The organism is Candidatus Aminicenantes bacterium (assembly GCA_026393855.1).
Classification (GTDB): Bacteria; Acidobacteriota; Aminicenantia; order Aminicenantales; family UBA4085; genus UBA4085.
The window spans coordinates 1-17,563 of sequence record JAPKZJ010000093.1 but is presented as its reverse complement, the minus strand read 5'-3'; the positions used below and the strand labels follow the sequence as shown (position 1 = coordinate 17,563).

General features: G+C 63.5%; 9 protein-coding genes. 3 read left to right on the top strand and 6 right to left on the bottom strand.

Annotated features, from left to right (window positions below):
• Positions 1-77 precede the first annotated feature (77 nt).
• A complete protein-coding gene (locus NTZ26_11890; protein MCX6561198.1) occupies positions 78-1,205 on the top strand; it encodes a DUF2961 domain-containing protein in 1,128 nt (375 codons plus the stop codon).
• Positions 1,206-1,515: 310 nt separating this feature from the next.
• Here NTZ26_11890 and NTZ26_11885 read toward each other — a convergent pair whose 3' ends face one another.
• Complete coding sequence (locus NTZ26_11885; protein MCX6561197.1) at positions 1,516-3,396, bottom strand: hypothetical protein; 1,881 nt, start codon at positions 3,394-3,396, stop codon at positions 1,516-1,518.
• A 171-nt stretch (positions 3,397-3,567) separates the two neighbouring features.
• On the opposite strand from NTZ26_11885, the gene NTZ26_11880 reads away from it, so the two are divergent.
• The gene (locus NTZ26_11880) at positions 3,568-8,520 is read left to right on the top strand and encodes a glycosyl hydrolase (protein MCX6561196.1); all 4,953 of its coding nucleotides are present in this window, start codon (positions 3,568-3,570) and stop codon (positions 8,518-8,520) included.
• A 9-nt stretch (positions 8,521-8,529) separates the two neighbouring features.
• Positions 8,530-11,163, top strand: coding sequence for an alpha-L-rhamnosidase N-terminal domain-containing protein (locus NTZ26_11875; GenBank protein MCX6561195.1), 2,634 nt, complete (start codon positions 8,530-8,532; stop codon positions 11,161-11,163).
• Between the two features lie 15 nt (positions 11,164-11,178).
• Here the strand turns inward: NTZ26_11875 and NTZ26_11870 are convergent, their stop codons facing one another.
• The 5 genes from NTZ26_11870 to NTZ26_11850 all read right to left on the bottom strand — a co-directional run.
• A complete protein-coding gene (locus tag NTZ26_11870) occupies positions 11,179-13,212 on the bottom strand; it encodes a glycoside hydrolase family 97 protein (GenBank protein MCX6561194.1) in 2,034 nt (677 codons plus the stop codon).
• A 140-nt stretch (positions 13,213-13,352) separates the two neighbouring features.
• Complete coding sequence (locus NTZ26_11865) at positions 13,353-14,414, bottom strand: 6-bladed beta-propeller (GenBank protein ID MCX6561193.1); 1,062 nt, start codon at positions 14,412-14,414, stop codon at positions 13,353-13,355.
• Positions 14,415-14,538: 124 nt separating this feature from the next.
• Positions 14,539-16,482: a hypothetical protein gene (locus NTZ26_11860; protein MCX6561192.1), complete on the bottom strand. Its 1,944-nt coding sequence runs from the start codon at positions 16,480-16,482 to the stop codon at positions 14,539-14,541.
• A 142-nt stretch (positions 16,483-16,624) separates the two neighbouring features.
• Positions 16,625-17,317, bottom strand: coding sequence for a response regulator transcription factor (locus tag NTZ26_11855; protein ID MCX6561191.1), 693 nt, complete (start codon positions 17,315-17,317; stop codon positions 16,625-16,627).
• The coding region (locus NTZ26_11850; GenBank protein MCX6561190.1) for a sensor histidine kinase at positions 17,314-17,563 on the bottom strand (250 nt) is incomplete at its 5' end. The genes NTZ26_11855 and NTZ26_11850, both read right to left, overlap by 4 nt.

The window sequence follows — 17,563 nt, the reverse complement described above, 5'->3', positions numbered from 1 at the left end:
AAGGCGGGAGTCAAGGCGCGGCGCAAGCCTTGATTCAGAGGCCGTCTCGGACATACCATTCGCCGCAGGAGAAAACCATGCTCAAAGCGCGGCCTCTTTTTATCGCCGTCCTATTCTTGGCCAAGGGCCTCACGGCCCAATTCCCAGTCGGCTCGCTGACGAAGCTCGGCGACTACGAATCGCGGCGCGCCTCGAGCTTCGACCGAACGGGCTCTAACGGAGATTACCGGTCTTTGAAAGCCGGCCAAACCCTGGAGCTTTACGACGAGGCCGGGCCGGGCGAGATCCGGCACCTTTGGATCACGATGGCCACGGGAGAGGCCTATCACCTGAAGAAGGTCGTACTGCGGATGTATTGGGACGGCGAGGCGGAGCCCAGCGTCGAAGCGCCCATTGGGGATTTCTTCGGCCTGGGATTGGGCACGTACACCGTCTTCCATTCGGCTCTCCTGACCGTGGCCCCGGACAAGGCTCTCAACGCCTACTTCCCGATGCCGTTCGCCCGCCGCGGCCGCATCACGGTCAGCAACGAAGGACATCAGGAGATCACGGATTTCTACTGGAACATCGATTGGGTCAAGCTGCCCGCGCTTCCGCCCGAGACGGCCTATTTCCACGCCCAGTACCGCCAAGCGGCGCCGAACCGGGGCTGGTACCAGGGCAACTTTTACGGCAACGATTTCAGCGAAGCGCGTCGCGACCCCCGCTGGCTCAATCCGTCGGGGGCGGGCAACTATGTCTTTCTCGAGACGCGCGGCGACGGCCAATTCGTCGGCCTGACGCTTTCCGTGTTCCAAAACCAATGGGGAGGCTGGAACGAGGGCGACGAGATGATCTGGATCGACGACGAGGCCGAGCCGCGCATCCACGGCACCGGCGGCGAGGATTATTTCAACGGGGCTTGGGGATTCTCGTCGCTCTACTCGTTTCCCCTCATCGGCCTGACGGAATTCCACCAGTGGGAGCCCGGGTCCAGGTTTTCACACTATCGTTTCCACCTGGAGGCGCCGGTGCGCTTCCGCCGATCGATCAAGGTCACGATCGAGGACGGCCACGCCAACCTGCGCTCCGACAACTTCTATTCGGTGGCTTATTGGTACCAGAAAGACCCGCACGGGAAATTCCCGGCTCTTCCGCCGGCAGAGGAGCGCATCCCGAAATTCAAGGCTACCGGCGGGCCCGGCCAAGACCCGAAGATGAAATAGCTAGCAAAAAAGTCCATTTCCCAATCCCGGGAAATGCGGTTCGGAGTATCGTCCCGGCGGCTTCGGCCTCTTCTCGCCTTTTCCCACAGTTCTCTTCGGCGCCTCGGAACTGCGCATTCCAGATCACCCGGTCTTCTTGACCACCCACTCTCTTTCGATTTCGTTGGATCATCGCGTGCTCAAACAGCCCTCGGCGCCTGGCTAGAGCCAGGTTCCCTCAGAGAACTATGGAAAAAGGCGCCGGCCTTGCAATTTCGCCGTTGGCCGATACCCCGAACCGCGTTGACTTCCCGGAATTGGGAAATGATCCTTAATTTTTGCCGCAATCGATCGCGGCGATCGAGAGGGCCGGGATCGTGACGACGTTTCCGGAATCCCGTTCGAGCTTCACCTTGACTACCCTGCGGGGGTCGGCGAAGCCGTTGATGATGTCGATTTGGCGCCTGTCTTGGGCGTCCTTGACGACCTCCCCTCCCCGGATGCCGAAGCCAGGCCCGAGATCCGTCAAGTCGAGGACGAGACGAACGGGCTCTTTCTTGGGATTCACGGCGAAGATCGTGACGCCGGCCTTGTCCTCCGAGGCGCAGGCCGTGACGTCCAGGGCGGCCGGCAGGTCGGCCGCCAGTCGCAACGGGATCGGCCGAGTATGGGCCCGGAAGAGCGACATGACCAGGAAGCCCGGCGTCCGGTAGAGGCCGGCCGCGTTCGTCTGGATGGTACCGCCGGAGAAGCTATTGGTCATGTTTGACCGGCAGGCCAGGGCTACGGACTCGCTGTGGCGGTGGAGGACGTTGAGAAACCGGGCTTCGAAGATGGCGCAGCCGAGGCTGTTCAGCTTGCCCCGGCCAAGGCCCCAGTTCCCGGCATCGATGTTCCACTCCGTAACCCCGATCCGGATCCGATCGCGGCCGGCGGATTCCCTGATCCAGCCTTCGATCTTGCTGAGGTCGGCGTCCACGCCGTCCAGGTCGGCCTGGTAGTAGTGGGGGGCGACGATCTGGAGATCCGGGCCCGCGGTCTCGATGATCTCCTTAGTCGGGAAAGACGACAGGACGACGGCGTTCGGGTCGGCGGCCCGGACGGCGCGGGCGAATTCCACGAGGCTGCCGATATATCCGGGGGCATCGATCTCGTTTCCGACCTGCCAGTACTTGACCCCATACGGCTCGGGGCGTCCGTTCGCCGCCCGCTGCCGGCCTCCCTCGGAATCGGCCGGACCGTTAAGGTATTCAACCATGCGGCGGGCGCTGGCCACTCCGTCGCCGAGGCTGACGCAGACGAGGGGCTCCGTTCCGGCAGCCCGGCAAAGGCGCACGAATTCCTCGACTCCGACGTCGTTCGTGTCGCGGCGGCCCCAGACCCGGTTAATGAAGGACGCCCGGTGGTCGCGGTCACCGACGGCGTCGCTCCAGCGGTACGGCCCCGGATCGATCGTCGAGCCGCCCCAGCGGACGATGGGCGGCGCCATCTCCTTCATGGCCTCGACGACATCCCGCCGCCAGCCGTCGATGTTGTCCTCGGGCATGAGCGAGAGCTGGTCCAGCCAGACTTGCCCGGCGCCGCGGGCTTCGATTTCGAAAACCGCCCGGTCGGTCGTGCCGGCCGAAATCAGACGGGCGGTGACCCTGCGCCATCCCTTTTCGGCCAGAGGGAGAATGGAGGACGCGAGCACGGTCCAGGTTTCGTCCGGAAGCAGGGCCTTGAACGCAATGCGTATCCCGGCGGGAGGCGCATCGCTGCGGATATATCCGGCGAACAAATACGCCCGGCCCTTGCGGACGGCCATCTGGCCCTGCGACAGCAGGGCGGCGCGGCTTGGGGGAACGGTCAGCCGGCAGGACTGCTTGTCGTTGAACGGCCGGTCGGCGTCAAAAGTCCAGTCGGGGCTCTTGTCCCAATCGCGGTCGCAGAGGTTGGGCTCGCCCCGGAAGTAATCCCAATTGGATGTCGGGAGCAGGCCTTCGAAGCCGCGGTCGCCGAGCATCTCGGCCCACATCCCGGGCACGAGATCGTCGAGCAGCTCGACGAAGCCGCCATAGAGCATCGGGCTGATACGGCCGCCGTGGAGCGGATCGGCATAGACCTTGACCCTGACCGCGTCCTCACCGGCGCCGGCAGGCCCGGACGCAACGGTCATCATCAGGGCCAGGGGAAGAACAACCAACGGCCAACGGGGCATCGAGCGTTTCATGTCTCTCCTTCAGGGCTCCGGCTTCGCGATCGTCGCGTCTGGAAAGTGCGGCCGGGAATGCGGGAAGATGTTATGCCCAGCCGCGGATTTGTGTCAAGGATCCGCGCCTTGACGCGATTCCGACCGGGGAGATATAGTCCGGTCAATCCGGCCCGCACAGGAGAGTCCGCCATGGCCCCTTCGACAAACCAACGCCGCCTTCGCCATCTCATCCGCATCCGGCGGCCGTGGGCGGCGGCTCTCGCTGCCCTCGCTTTGATCTCCTGCTTGGCGGCCTGCAAGCCCGCCGCGCCCGGGCTCGAAAAGGGTTTTCTGAACCCTCCCGATTCGGCCAAGCCCCGCGTCTATTGGTGGTGGCTGTTCAACCGGGTCGACAAAGCCGGCATCACCCGCGACCTCGAGGAGTTCAAAGCCAAAGGTTTCCAGGGCGTCAACCTGATTTGCACCGGCGGCTACGCGGGGAAAGAACCATTGCCGGGCGTCAAATTCCTCGGGCCCGAGTGGCGCGAGCTTTTTCGCCACGCCGTCAAGGAAGCCAAGCGCCTGAAGCTGGAGATGGGCTTCAACCTGGCCGGAGGCTGGGTGATGATCGGGCCCTGGGTGACACCGGACAACGCCATGAAGAAGGTCGTCCAGTCCGAGATCAAGGTCCGCGGCCCGAAGAAATTCCAAAGCGTTTTGCCAGCGCCGCCGACCGTTGACGGCTATTATGTGGACGTCTGGGTCCAGGCCTTTCCTGACAGCGCTTCCCAGGCGATAGATCCTGGTTCGATCGTCGACGTGACCGCTCGCATGGGCGCGGGCGGCCGATTCGAATGGGACGTCCCGGCCGGGACGTGGACCATCCTGCGGACGGGCTATACGCTGACCGGCAGCCGTTGGGATCCTTATCCCAAAGGCGACACATTCGCCGAGGGAGCCGGTTATCAGATCGACTATCTCAATCCCGCTTCGCTCGACGATCATTTCGAGCATCTCGGCCAAGTTGTCCTGGACGAGGCGGCCAAGGCGGGCGGCAAGCTGGACTATCTCTGGTCGGACAGCTGGGAGTGCGGCAAGCTGACCTGGACGCAGGATTTTCCGGCTCAATTTCTCCGGTTTCGCGGCTACGATCTGAAGCCGTATCTCCCGGCCCTGGCCGGGCGCATCGTCGGCAGCGCCGACATCACGGCCCGGTTCAAGGAGGATTTCGACCGGACCATCGAAGACTGCCTGGCCGAGAACTTCTACGGCCATTTCGCCGAGCTGTGCCATCAACGTGGTGTCCGCATGGGCAGCGAGGCGGCCGGCCCGGGCAACCTCCCGCCCATGGACTCGCTGAAAAACGGCGGTCGCTGTGACCTGCCGACCGGCGAGTTCTGGGTCAACGGCCATTTCGATTATCCCGGCGGCTACAACGCGGATCCCTATATGCGGCTCAACCTCAAGCAGACCGCTTCCGCCGCTCACATTTACGGTAAGCCCCAGGCCATGGCCGAGTCGTTCACCCAGCAGGAGCGCGACCGGACCCACTGGTCGCTGTCGCCGGCCGACCTCAAGCCTTACATCGACACCGCCTTCGGCGAGGGGATCAACTCCGTCATGCTCCACCAGGCCACCTGCCAGCCGCCCTCGGACGGCAAGCCCGGCTACGAGTTTTGCGCCGGCCAGCATTGGAACCCCAACAGCACCTGGTGGGAGCAGTCCCCGGCCTTCTTCACTTATCTCGCGCGCTGCCAATTCATACTCCAACAGGGCGTGTTCGCCGGCGACGTCGCCTATTACCTGGGCGACCGGCCTCCCCTCATCGCCCCGCCCAAGGCCGAGGATCCGGACCTCGGCCCGGGTTATGACTACGATTACCTCAACACCGAAGCCCTTCTGACCCGGATGTCGGTCGCCAACGGCCGCATCGTCCTTCCCGACGGATTGAGCTACCGGCTTCTCGTCCTGCGGAACTGCACCTCGCCGTCCCCCGAAATCTCCAAAACGATCGGCGATGCGCTGTCTCTGCCCGTCTCGCCCATTCCCTCCCGCTCGATGCCGATCGAAGCGGCGCGAAAGATCCGCGATCTCGTCCGGGCCGGGGCAACCGTCGTCGGGTCCAAGCCGGAGAAGGCCTCCGGCCTCAAGGACTACCCGCGCGCCGATGAGGAAATCCGGGCCATCGCCGACGAGGTCTGGGGCGACTGCGACGGGAAGGTCGTTACCGAACACAAATACGGCCTCGGCCGGGTGATTTGGGGCAGGACGCCGCGCGAGATATTGGAGAAGGACGGAGTGGAGCCGGATTTCGACATCTCTCCCCGGACACAGTCCGGGGCATCTAATCTTGATTTCATCCATCGCACGTCCAAAGACGCCGATATCTACTTCGTCTCCAGCCGAAGCGGGCGCCCGATGTCCCGGGAATGCGCCTTCCGCGTGGAAGGCAAGCAGCCGGAAATTTGGGATCCGGTCAGCGGAAGCATCCGGGACGCCGCGGCCTTCCGTCCGGACGGCGGCCGGACCGTCGTCCCTCTTGAATTCGCTCCCATGCAGTCGCTGTTCGTCGTCTTCCGCAAGCCGGTCGCGGCAGGGAAATCGGGAAAAGCGTCGGGCAATTTCCCCGCGCTCGTCCCGGCGCAGGAAATCGCAGGCGCATGGAAAGTCGGATTCGACCCGCGCTGGGGCGGACCGGAGTCGGCCGAATTCCCGGAGCTCGTCAGCTGGACGCGGCGCCCGGAGGAGGGCATCAAGCACTACTCCGGCAAGGCGACTTATCGCAAGACGTTCGATCTGGAGCCTGCGGCGGCGACGGCGGCCAAGAAGCGCCTCTATCTCGATCTCGGCGCGGTCAAGGACGTGGCCGATATCCGCTTGAACGGCCGTTCGCTGGGCGTCCTATGGACGCCCCCCTGGCGCGTCGACGTCACCGACGCGGTCCGCCCGACCGGCAACGCCCTGGAGATCGACGTCGTCAACCTCTGGGCCAACCGGGTCATCGGCGACCTCAGCCTGCCCAAAGACAAGCGCGTCACCGTCACCCACGACGCCTTCCGCTTCGACATGATCACCAAGACGACCTCGCTCCTGGAATCGGGCCTGCTCGGCCCGGTCTCCATCCTAGGGGAGGCGGGCCCGAGCGATTCCTTCCCCGCCCTGGAGCAGACCCGTCCCAATGACGTCGAAAAGATTGCGGCGCATGCTTGGGCGGCCGCCCGATTCTGGGGCGAAAAGCAAGCCCAAACGACGCCCTCTTCCGGCCCGGTGCCCGAGCCGGCGCCGCCGTTTTCCTTCGTCTTCGGCGGCAAGCGTTCAGCAAAATTATTGCCGTCCTGGAAGTTGGAACGATCCTCGCGGACGATCGACCGCGAGCGGCTGGAGCGGACGCTCCGCTATACCGATCCGAAAACGGGGCTGGAGGTTCGCTGTGTCGGCGTGGAATATGCGGACTTCCCGACCGTGGAATGGACGGTCTATCTTCGCAACGGCGGCTCGGCCAAAAGCCCGCTCATCGAAGATCTGCAGGCCGCCGATTTCGCTTTCCTCAACGTCTCCGGCAGAGAGTATCTTCTGCATCATGCCGTCGGCAGTCCCAACCAGGCCAATGATTTCGAGCCGCTCCAAACCGTGCTCGGGCCGGGCGAGGAAAAGCGCATCGGCGCCGCCGGCGGTCGCCCCACCAACAGCGACATGTCCTATTTCAACATCGAGTGGCCGGGCGGCGGGGTCATCGCGGCGGTCGGCTGGCCGGGGCAATGGACGTCCCTGTTTCAGCGCGATCAGACGAACGGCCTGCGGTTTCGGGCCGGGCAGGAGCAGACCCGTTTCTCTCTCGAACCGGGCGAGGAGGCGCGCACCCCGCTCATCGTCCTGCAGTTCTGGAGCGGCGGGGATCGGCTCCGATCGCAGAACATCTGGCGGCGCTGGATGATCGCCCACAACCTGCCCCGCCCCGGCGGCAAGCCCCTCCCGGCCCGCTTCGACGCCTGCTACGGCAACTTGAAACCGCTGGCCGCGGAGGAGACGGCCATGATCGACGGCTTCGTCCGGGAGCGCATCCGGCTAGACGCCTGGATCCTGGACGCGGGCTGGTATCCCAACAAGGATTGGTGGGACGGCGTCGGCACCTGGACGCCCGACCCGGTCCGCTTCCCGCGAGGCATGCGCGAGGTCGCCGACAAGGCCCACGCCGCCGGGATGAAGTTCGTGCTCTGGTTCGAGCCCGAGCGGGTGGCCATGGGCTCGTGGCTGGCGACGCATCACGCCGAGTGGCTCCTCCCCCGCCCCGTCGCGACCAAAACGCCGCTGAAGCTCGGCCCCGACGACAGCCGGATTCTGAACCTGGGCGATCCCGCAGCCCGGGCCTGGCTCGTCGACTACCTCGACGCGATGTTCAAGTCCGGCGGCATCGACGTCCTGCGGACGGACTTCAACATCAGCCCGCTGGCCTACTGGCGGGCCAGCGATCCGCCGGACCGGCAGGGCCTGACCGAGAATCACTACGTCACCGGCCTGCTGGCCTACTGGGACGAGCTGCTGCGACGCGATCCGGACCGCTGGATCGATACCTGCGCCTCGGGAGGACGGCGCAACGATTTGGAGACCCTGCGGCGGGCGGCACCGCTCCTGCGCAGCGATTTCACGGCCAGCGCCGTCGCCCACCAGGCCCACACCTACGGGCTCTCATTTTGGCTTCCCTGGTACGGCTCCGGGGCGGGAACGGACGACATCTACCTCCTGCGCAGCACCATCTGCCCGGCCTGGAGAATCGGCCACGACATGCGGAAGACGGGCGACGATTACGATCGCATCCGCCGCGAAGTCGCGAACTTCCGCACGATCCAGGACTATCTGCTCGGCGATTATTACCCGCTCACCCCCTATACTCACGCGGAATCGGCCTGGATGGCCTTCCAGTTCGACAGCCCGGAGAAAGGCGGCGGTACCGTCGCTGCCTTCCGGCGCAAAGACTGTCCGGACGACGAGCGGCGCTTCAAGCTGCATGGATTGGATCGCGCGGCGGCCTACGAAGTGACCGATCCCGACGCCGGCACGACCGCGAGCCATACCGGGGCTGAACTGATGGAGGAGGGAGTTCCCGTCCGGATTCCGTCCAAGCCGGGGGCCATCTGGCTGTCGTACCGGCGTAGCACGCATTGAGGAAAAATCATGAACCGACGCCAATTCATTCGTGATTCCGCACTGGCCGGAGGCGCCGCCGCCCATTGGCGATCGCCCTCGACACCGGGCCCGACCGGGCCGCTCCCGGGAGCATTCTCCGACCCGCCCGTTATTCCCGAGGCAGCGCTCAAGCTGCCGGACCTCGAGCCGGCCCGTTGGATCTGGTACCCGAGCGGACGCTGTCTGCAGAACACGTTCGTTTTGTTCCGGCGCGGTTTGCGCCTGGACGCCGCCCCACGGCGCGCCGCCGGCTGGATCTGCGCCGACAGCCGCTACCATCTGCAAGTTAACGGCGAACGCGTCCAATGGGGCCCCCCGCCTTCCGATCCACGCTGGATGGAAGCCGACCCGCTCGACCTGACCGCCCTCCTCAAGCCGGGGGAAAACGTCCTCGGCGCGACGGTTCTCTATTACGGCCAGGGCGACGGAACCTGGCCGTGCGGCAAGCCGGGCTTTCTTTTCCGGCTGGAGATCGAGTCCGCCGACGGCCGGATGGAAACGATTGTTTCGGATCCATCCTGGCAGGCCCATCTGTGCCGGGCTTGGCGCCCCGGACATTACAAGCGCTGGTATCTGCGCGCTCTGCAGGAGGAGTTCGATGCCCGGCTCTATCCCCGCGGCTGGGCCGAAGCCGGATTCCAGCCGGGTCCGGACTGGCTGCCGGCCATGCCGCTGGCGGGATCGCCCAATAAACCCAGCGTCTGCACCGACTTCTACGAATACCAGACGGACATCGCCGCCGACCCGGCGCGCGCGGAGCTTCGCCCTCGGTCCATTCCCATGATGCGCGAATCCTTCGTGCCTATTAAGGGGCTGGCCGAAACCTACCGGTTGGAATGGAAGCGCCCGGTAGAGGAATACTTCGAATGCCGGGTGCCGGACGCATTTAAAGCCGAGCCGGGCGGCGACGTCACGGAGTCTGCGCCCGGCCAATGGGCTGCCGTCCTTGACGGCGTCCGCGGCCAAGTCCTGACCTTCGAATTCGAGGAGCAGGTTGTCGGATGGCCCCGCTTCACGATCGAGGCGCCCACCGGCACGGTGGTCGAGCTTCTCGTCCATGAAGCTCACCAGTTGGGCGGCCCGGCCCTCATCAATTCCCACTTCGATTCCTGGACCCGATTCATCTGCGCGGAAGGGGTCAACGCCTTCGAAACGTTCGATTTCGAGAGCCTGCGCTGGCTGCAGCTTCACATCCATGGCGCCAAAGGGACAGTTCGCGTCAAGGACATCGGCGTCCGGCGGCGGGAGTTCCCCTGGCCCCATGAGCCCCGGATTCTGATCGGCGAGCCAGCCCTGCAGCGGCTGATGGACGCCAACATCAACACCCTCCGCAACAGCGCCCAGGAGACCTGTGTAGACGGCATGGCCCGCGAGCGCCAGCAGTACAGCGGCGACGGGGCCCATCAACTGAAGGGCGTCTTTCTGGCCTTCGGCGAAACGCGGCTTCCGGCCCGCTTCCTGGCCACCTTCAGCCAAGGCTTAACCAAAGACGGATTTTTCCTGGATTGTTGGCCGGCCTACGACCGCCTGGCCCGCCTGATGGAGCGCCAGCTCGATCTGACCGGGTGGGGGCCGATCCTCGATCACGGCGTCGAGTTTGCTTTCGACGCTTGGCACCACTATCTATACAGCGGCGACTTGGAGGCGGTGCGCGAAGCCTACCCGCGGCTCCTGCGGTTCGCCCGCTATCTAGAAAGCCTGCGCGGCCCCGACGGCCTGTTGCCCGTGGAGTCCCTAGGCATCCCTTCGGTCTGGATGGACCACGTCGCCTATCAAAAACAGAAACACAAAAAGTGCGCCTTCAATCTATTCACGGCCGCCGCCATGGAGCACGCGCTGGCGCCCCTAGCCCGGGCCTGCGGCGAGAGTAACCGGGCGGACGAGGCGGTCAAGCTCGGCCGCGGACTGCGGGAAGCGGCGGTCAAGGCCTTCTGGCGGGCGGATCTCGGCCTCTTCGTCGTCAACCAGCCTTGGCTGGCCGAAGAGAGGGGCATCCGGCTCTGCGACCGTTCCCTGGCTACGTCCGTCCTCTTCGATCAATGCCCCGGCGGACAGACCCGGGCCGCCCTCAAGGCCCTGGCCGAATGCCCCCCGGAAATGGGATTCTCCTATCCGGCCAACGCGGGCTGGCGGCTGTGGGCCCTGGGCGCCGGCGGGCGGGCCGACGTAATCGTGGATGATTTCCGCCGCCGCTGGGCGGTCATGGACTCGGTCCGGCTGAACAACACCCTGCAGGAGGATTGGAAGGCCGTGCCCGATTCCGGCCAGCAGTGGAGCCACTGCGCCGTGGCTCCGCTCTATGTTCTCTACATGAGCATTCTGGGCCTGCGGCCCCTCGAGCCCGGATTCGCCCGCTTCGAGCTCCGGCCGCAATTGGCCGATCTCGCGGATCTCGATCTCACGGCCTGGACCGTCCGCGGCCCCGTCGAGTTCAAGGCTTTGGGCAAGCTCGGCGCCCGCGAGATCTCGATATCGACGCCGCCGGACGCCCGGGGAGAGATCGTCCTGCCCCACGAGGAAACCGTCCACCTCGAGGCGCTCCGCGGAACGACCCCGGAAGGGTGCGTTCGCTATCGCCTGCCGGCGGGTGTCACGACCGAGCTCCGGCTGAAGCGCGCTTAAGCCGAGCCGGCGAATCTATCGCTTGGCCGGCGTCAGGATGACGGCCAGTCCGCCGCCCGGCGCTAGATGCGCGCCGAAGTTGTCTCCCGCTTTGACGCTTTTAATCTCAATTTTCAAGCTCGTGCCTTCGCTGGCCGCGTCCGGCCCGTCGGCGAAGATGCGGGCTTCATACGCGCCCGCACCCAGAAAGGCCAGCGGGACAGCGATCTCGCGCGCATCCCAATTGGTCATAGCTCCCAGATACCAAAGATCGCCCTTGCGCCGGGCCATGACGATGGATTGCCCGGGGAACCCGCTTAAAACCTTCGTCTCGTCCCAGACGGTCGGCACCTTTTCGATGAACTCCAGCCCCGGCTGGCCTTCGTAGGCTTCCGGGTAGTCCGCCAGCATTCCCAGCGGCGCTTCATAGACGACATACGCGGCCAGTTGATGGGCCCGCGTCCCCTGGGACATGGGCTCGGCCCCGCGAGCGACGAACTTGCCCCGGGCGGCGTTGCGGAACGCGCCGGGGGTGAAATCCATCGGCCCGGCCAGCATCCGAGTAAAGGGGATGGTCACGTCATACTCGGGAGTGACCCGCTCGCTCCACAGATTGTATTCCATGCCCATGACGGCCTCGATCCCCACCAGGTTGGGATACGTCCGCCGGAGGCCGGTTTCCTTGTACGCGCCGTGCAGGTCGACCAGCAGATGATGCTCGGCTGCCCGCCGGACCCAATTGGCCGTGAAACGGACCATCTCCTGGTCGTCGCGGTTCTGGCCGTCAATCTTGATGCCGGCCACCCCCCATTTCTCGTAGAGGGCCAGGGCCGCGTCGAGTTCGCGGTTGAGCGCGGCCCACTCGACCCACAGCACCAGCCGGACGTTATGGAGCTTGGCATGTGCCAGGAGCGCGGGCATGTCGATCTCGGGGACGGGCTTGCAGACGCTCTCCGAGTGCCAACCGCCGTCGATCAGCATGTAGGGAAAGCCGTGGGCGCCGGCGAACTCGATGTAGTGCTTCATCGTCGCCGTGTTCATGCCGGGTTTGAAGGGCACGTTCTTGGCGAAGCTTTCGGTCCACCAGTCCCAGGCGGACAGTCCCGGCTTGATCCAGGAGGTGTCGGGGATGGCGCAAGGCGGGTTAAGGTTCAGGACGATGTCGCTGGTCTCGATCAGCCGGCCGGGCGTCGGAGCGATCATCAGCACGCGCCAGGGGGTCGATTTCGGCGTCGTGGCGACGACGGGCTGTTCAATGGCGTGATACTGCGTCCAGGCGATGTTGCGGGCCACGCTTTCCTTGCGCGGCGGAAGGCAAAGCTTGCTGATCAGGGCGCCGGCGGCCCCCGGGATGCCGCCCACGTACATGTTGGCGTAATCGTTCAAGTCCGCTTCCAGGAGCGCGATCCACGGCCCGCCGGGGGCTTGCACGAGCAGAGGCAGGTTGATGACTTCGGAAGGCTTGATCTCATCCAGCCGGATGGGCAGGTACTCGCTTTCGTTATGGGTGTTGAAGCGCCCCATATTCAAGGCCCAGGCGGTTGCGCCGGGAAGGAATTGAAATCCGGTGTTCTCGGCCGACAAGGCGAATCGATCGAGGGCCGGTTGCTTGGGAAGGAAATACCGAAAGGCGACGCCTTCGTCGAAGACGCGAAAGATCAGGTCGACGCGGCGCCCGGGCGCCTTGGTTTCGCGCAGCGATACGGTCAGCTGATTGTAATGATCTCGAACGTTACGCCGCGCGCCGAATTCGTTCTCCCAAGTTGAATCCGCCGCTTGCCGATCCGTCGCGATCACCTCGAATTCCGTCTCCATGGGGCGGGCCCCGTAGAAATCGAGCCCGAGCGGCGAATCGGCGAGTACCGGGCGGCCCTGAAAGCTGACCGCGTAGTAGACGCGCTCGCCCTGCAGATAAGGCTGGGGCAGGGCCTTTAGGGCCAGCGAGACGGTCAGGCGGCCGTCGGGAGAGGAGACGGTCAGCGGCTGGGACGCCGAGGCCGGCCTCGGCGCGATCGAGAGGGCCAGAGCGGCAAAAATGCAGAGCGTGATCAGACGGCGGCTTGAAGTCATAAGAAGTATGTCCTTTCGAAATTCCCGGTCAAGCAGGGATACTACCGGAGGCCCGGCCGCGCCGTCAATAACATCGCGTCCGATTTCCCGATCAGGCGCGCGAGATGGAAGGCCGCTTTTCCTTGCCCGTAGCCCTTCGCCTATTTCCCGATTCGGTATTTTCGTACGACATAAGCGTCGTCCGCGCTCCTCTCGATTGACGCCAGAATGTCCCCTTGAATGACTTGCGGGTCAGGTTGTTCGACGTTCCGGTCGGGCGGCGCGGGAAGCTGCAGGTAGAAGCAATCCAGGTATGTGCCATCAAGGCTGAAGACGTCGATAAGTGCGCCTTTCCCCGCCACCCTCGTTGACGTGGCGGCCCAGATTTCGTGGCCGTGGAAAAAAAGGCCGGTGATATCCGCCGCAAATTTCGGGATCGGGGGCTGAACGACCTTGTTGCCGATCATCGGCCCGCCTTCCATCGCCCGCCGATCCTCGGGGGAGATCTTGACTCGGGCATAGTCCCGCGTGATCGTCCGGATCAAGGAGCCGGTTTCCAGGTCCAAGATTTTAATGGCGTATTCGTCCGTATGAGAGACGGCCAAATATTTCCCATCCATGGCGGTATAGATTTTCCCCATGGGGATCATGGCGCCGCCCCCCTTTTCCGCCTTTTGCACGAAGACGCGGGTCGGGAAAGAGGACCAAGTTTTCAGCCCACCCCCTTCCAAATCGACGGCCGCAATGGGATTCGGCTGATCCAGAATGGCTTCGGATCCCTGAACGGTCTGCAGATCCGGCATGCCCCAGCCGATAAGACACCCCGTTCGTCCGGACGCTCCCCGAAAGCGATAGGATCGGCCGCTCGCGGGCACGGGAAAATCGGCTAAGATCTTGCCGTCGAGTCCGAACCGGACGATTTTGCTGGGATACATGTTGTGAACGACAAGCATCCCGCCGATTGCGGCGAATCCGGAGACCCGGCTCAATTCGCCCGGTCCTTGTCCCCGGCGGAAATAGTTCCGGACGAATCGTCCTTGGGCGTCGAAGCCGAGAAGCTGATTCTCGTCCGCGACATAGAGAGACTCGTCTGGACCTATAGCGATCAGGAATGGCCGTTTAAAATAGTAGCCGCCTCCGTCGTCGGAGATCGTCAGGACCGGAGTCAGGGCTCTGGTTCGGTAAGCGTCTGCGTGCCGCGGCTTCACCCGATTAGGGTTCACCGCTTGATCAGCTGGAGCCATAATCGACGCGACGATCACAAGCAACGCCGCCAAGGCAAAAACTCGACCGGAAACACTTCCAGCCCTGTCTCGTTTAAGCTTCATGATAACCCCCTAAACCGAATTACTTGCGGGGCAGGTAATTCGTTAAGCTCCAGAACTCGCCCCGCTTCGTGGCTTGGGTGAAAGCGATGGTTTTTCCGTCCGGGTGAAAAGCCAACGTGGACCAGAACGCCGCTAGATCGATAGGAATGGGATTCAGGGCCGGGTCAACCTCCGGAAAATAAGCGAGCTGGAGAGTCAATCGATTTTCGACCGTCACTTGCCGGCGAACGAGTATTCCCTTTCCGGCGGGGCCCCAATCAAAGAAGACCGTGCCCCGGAAGAAACGAGCGTCCTTCTTTGTCAGCGTCCTTTCGGGAGCGGCCGGGATGACGAAGACACCTGCGGATTCCATATCCATGAAGGCCACTGAGTAGAAACCGATCATCGACGCGTCGCCGGAAAGCCGGACTCGTCCGATACCCTCGCCGACCGAACAGGAGTAAATGACGGATTCCGTCCCCGTCAAGAGGTCTTTACGGAGTAGAGTATCGAAAGCCTCCGTGGGCTTCTTCCCGGTCGTTCGATCCAAGTAAACGACCTTCCCATCGGCCGCGAACGCGGCGATGTCTCGATCCTCAAGAAGAATCCGGCTCATTTTTTTTCCTAGATCGTAGGCTACAAGCCCGAGAGCGTCGTTCTTTTTTCCCAGAACGAAAATCGTTTTCCCGTCGGCCGACCAGCGAGGCAACGGCCCGCTGGCGGGATCGGCCAAAAAATCGAGCCGGTATTCGTCGACCCTTCCGGTAGCGATGGATTTGATTTTGAGATGATCGAACCGGAATCGAGTCGTCAAATCGTCATCCTTCTGGTAGAAATAGGCGAGCGCCCCTCCGTCCGCCGACCAAAACGGCGAAGAGGTCCAACCCAATGTTTCAGGCTCGATGACTTGAACGGGACGGATCAACTCCCCGGAATTCAGATCGATCTGGGCCGTGCAGGCATCCTGGCCCGAGAGCGCCGTTTTGATAAAGAGCGCCCCCGTCCGGGTCGGCCATACGGACTCAACGTTCGCACCGAACAAATGGATGGACTTGGGAGGCCCCGCCGGCAGGCCGTTTTCCAAGCCGAGCCGCCAAAGCTCTTTTTGACCGATGTTGACGCTGGCATAGATAATGGACTTCCCGTCGGGGGTCCAAGTGAGAAAGATATCGTTGCCTTGATGCTTCCAAAGCACGCTCTGCTTTTGCCCGTCCGCGGTCACGATCCGGATCTCATGATCCTGCGGCGTCGGATCAACGTTGAAAGCCAGATACTTGCCGTCGGGAGACAGCCGCATATTGAACTGGCTCTTGTCGAGGGCGCAGATCTTTTCAAGCCGGCCCGAGGCGGCGGATATCCGTCCTAAGGCTTTGGGAAAGCCCGCGCTCCGCTGCTTTTCATAGTACTGGACATAAATCCAGCTTTGATCGGGCGACCACCCCGCGATATTGCCGAGATCGGCCTGAAGGTCTTGGCAGACGAGTCGGGGCTCGGCCGCACCCATGATCCATATCCAAAGCTCGTTGAAGTGCTTGGGGGCTCTCCAAATGTAAGCCAATTGCCGGCCGTCCGGAGCCCACGATACGGTATACATTAAGAATCCCGTCTCAACCGACGAAGACTTGATAAGCGTCTTCCGCTTGGTCTCTATCTCGTAGAGATAAAGATCGTCTCCATCGTCGTGCACGGCGAGATATTTCCCGTCCGGAGAGGGCGCGCCGACGGGCATATCGAGCTTGCGTAGGCTAAGCCCGCCTGACGTAGCCGACGCCGGCCCGGCCGCCAGCGCGGCCAAGCGGTTCAAGCGGTCCTTGGCTTGTTCGACGGTTTGGTTTTGACGGGGGTACTTCTCGACGACGAGCCGGAACGCCTTCTCGGCTTCCCGCAGTCCCAGCTTTTCGTAGCAGATCCCGATTTGAAGCTGAGCCTTGGCCCCCAGCGCTTCGTCTCGTGAAGCGTCGATCCGGCGAAGCCGAGGGCACAAACGAGCGCGAGACCGATCATCGTTCGGGGTTTCATGGCTTTCTCCTTCGATATCGAATCACGCCCGCAATATAGCTCCGGCCCCCGTCGACATTGTCACGACAGTGTCCAGGGAACGCAAAACCTTCGCCCGAAAACAAGCGTCAATCCTCAAGCGCCAGCTTGTACCCGACGCCGCGAAAAGTCAGCAAGTAACGGGGATGGGCGGGATCGGGCTCGATCTTGGCCCGCAAGAGGGCAATATGATTGTCCACGGTTCGGGTCGTGGGATAACGGTCGTACCCCCAGACTCGATTCAGCAATTCATCCCTCCCGACGACTTCGTTTGGCCGGCCGGCCAGATGGCGCAATATCCCGAATTCCTTGCGCGACATTTCCAACCGGACGCCGTTTTTCCTGGCTTCAAATCGCTTGAAATCGATGTCCACCCCGCCGATGGTAATCCGCTCCGGCGGATTCTGCGCCGGCCCGTTCTCCGTCCGTCGCAAAATAGCTTTGATTCGACCAAGGAGCTCGAGTACCGAAAACGGCTTCGTCAGGTAGTCATCGGCCCCGCAGTCAAATCCTCGGACCCTGTCCCCTTCTTCCCCCCTCGCGGTGAGCATCAGGATGGGCACCCGGATGCCTTCGCGGCGAGCCCGGCGGCAGACTTCGAAGCCGTTCATTTTCGGCAGAATGATGTCGAGAAGCGCCAGATCGGGCCGTTTCTCGCGCATAGCGAGGAGCCCGGTCTCCCCGTTCGAAGCCGAGATGACTTCATAGCCCTCATATTCGAGATTGTCTCGGAGGCCATTGAGGAGGGCGGCCTCGTCTTCGACGATCAGGATCCGTTTCATCCGCGGTCCGCCATTGGCAGGACGATGGAAAAATCGCTGCCTTCGCCGGGACGGCTCCGCAGCTCGATCCGGCCGCCGTGGGCCTCGACGATGTGGGCCGCCAGGGCCAGCCCCAAGCCCGCGCCCACGATGCCGTCGTTTCTCGGATCGGGAACGCGATGAAACTTCTCAAAAACGCGCTTCTGCTCGGCGGCCGGGATGCCGATGCCCCGATCCCGGACCCGAATGACCGCTGCGGCTTCGGTT

What these genes read in the sequence shown, in the direction of transcription:
- NTZ26_11870 (MCX6561194.1), bottom strand. Translation starts at nt 13,212, where the DNA reads ATGACTTCAAGCCGCCGTCTGATCACGCTCTGCATTTTTGCCGCTCTG.
- NTZ26_11880 (MCX6561196.1), top strand. Translation starts at nt 3,568, where the DNA reads ATGGCCCCTTCGACAAACCAACGCCGCCTTCGCCATCTCATCCGCATC.
- NTZ26_11855 (MCX6561191.1), bottom strand. Translation starts at nt 17,317, where the DNA reads ATGAAACGGATCCTGATCGTCGAAGACGAGGCCGCCCTCCTCAATGGC.
- NTZ26_11885 (MCX6561197.1), bottom strand. Translation starts at nt 3,396, where the DNA reads ATGAAACGCTCGATGCCCCGTTGGCCGTTGGTTGTTCTTCCCCTGGCC.
- NTZ26_11875 (MCX6561195.1), top strand. Translation starts at nt 8,530, where the DNA reads ATGAACCGACGCCAATTCATTCGTGATTCCGCACTGGCCGGAGGCGCC.
- NTZ26_11890 (MCX6561198.1), top strand. Translation starts at nt 78, where the DNA reads ATGCTCAAAGCGCGGCCTCTTTTTATCGCCGTCCTATTCTTGGCCAAG.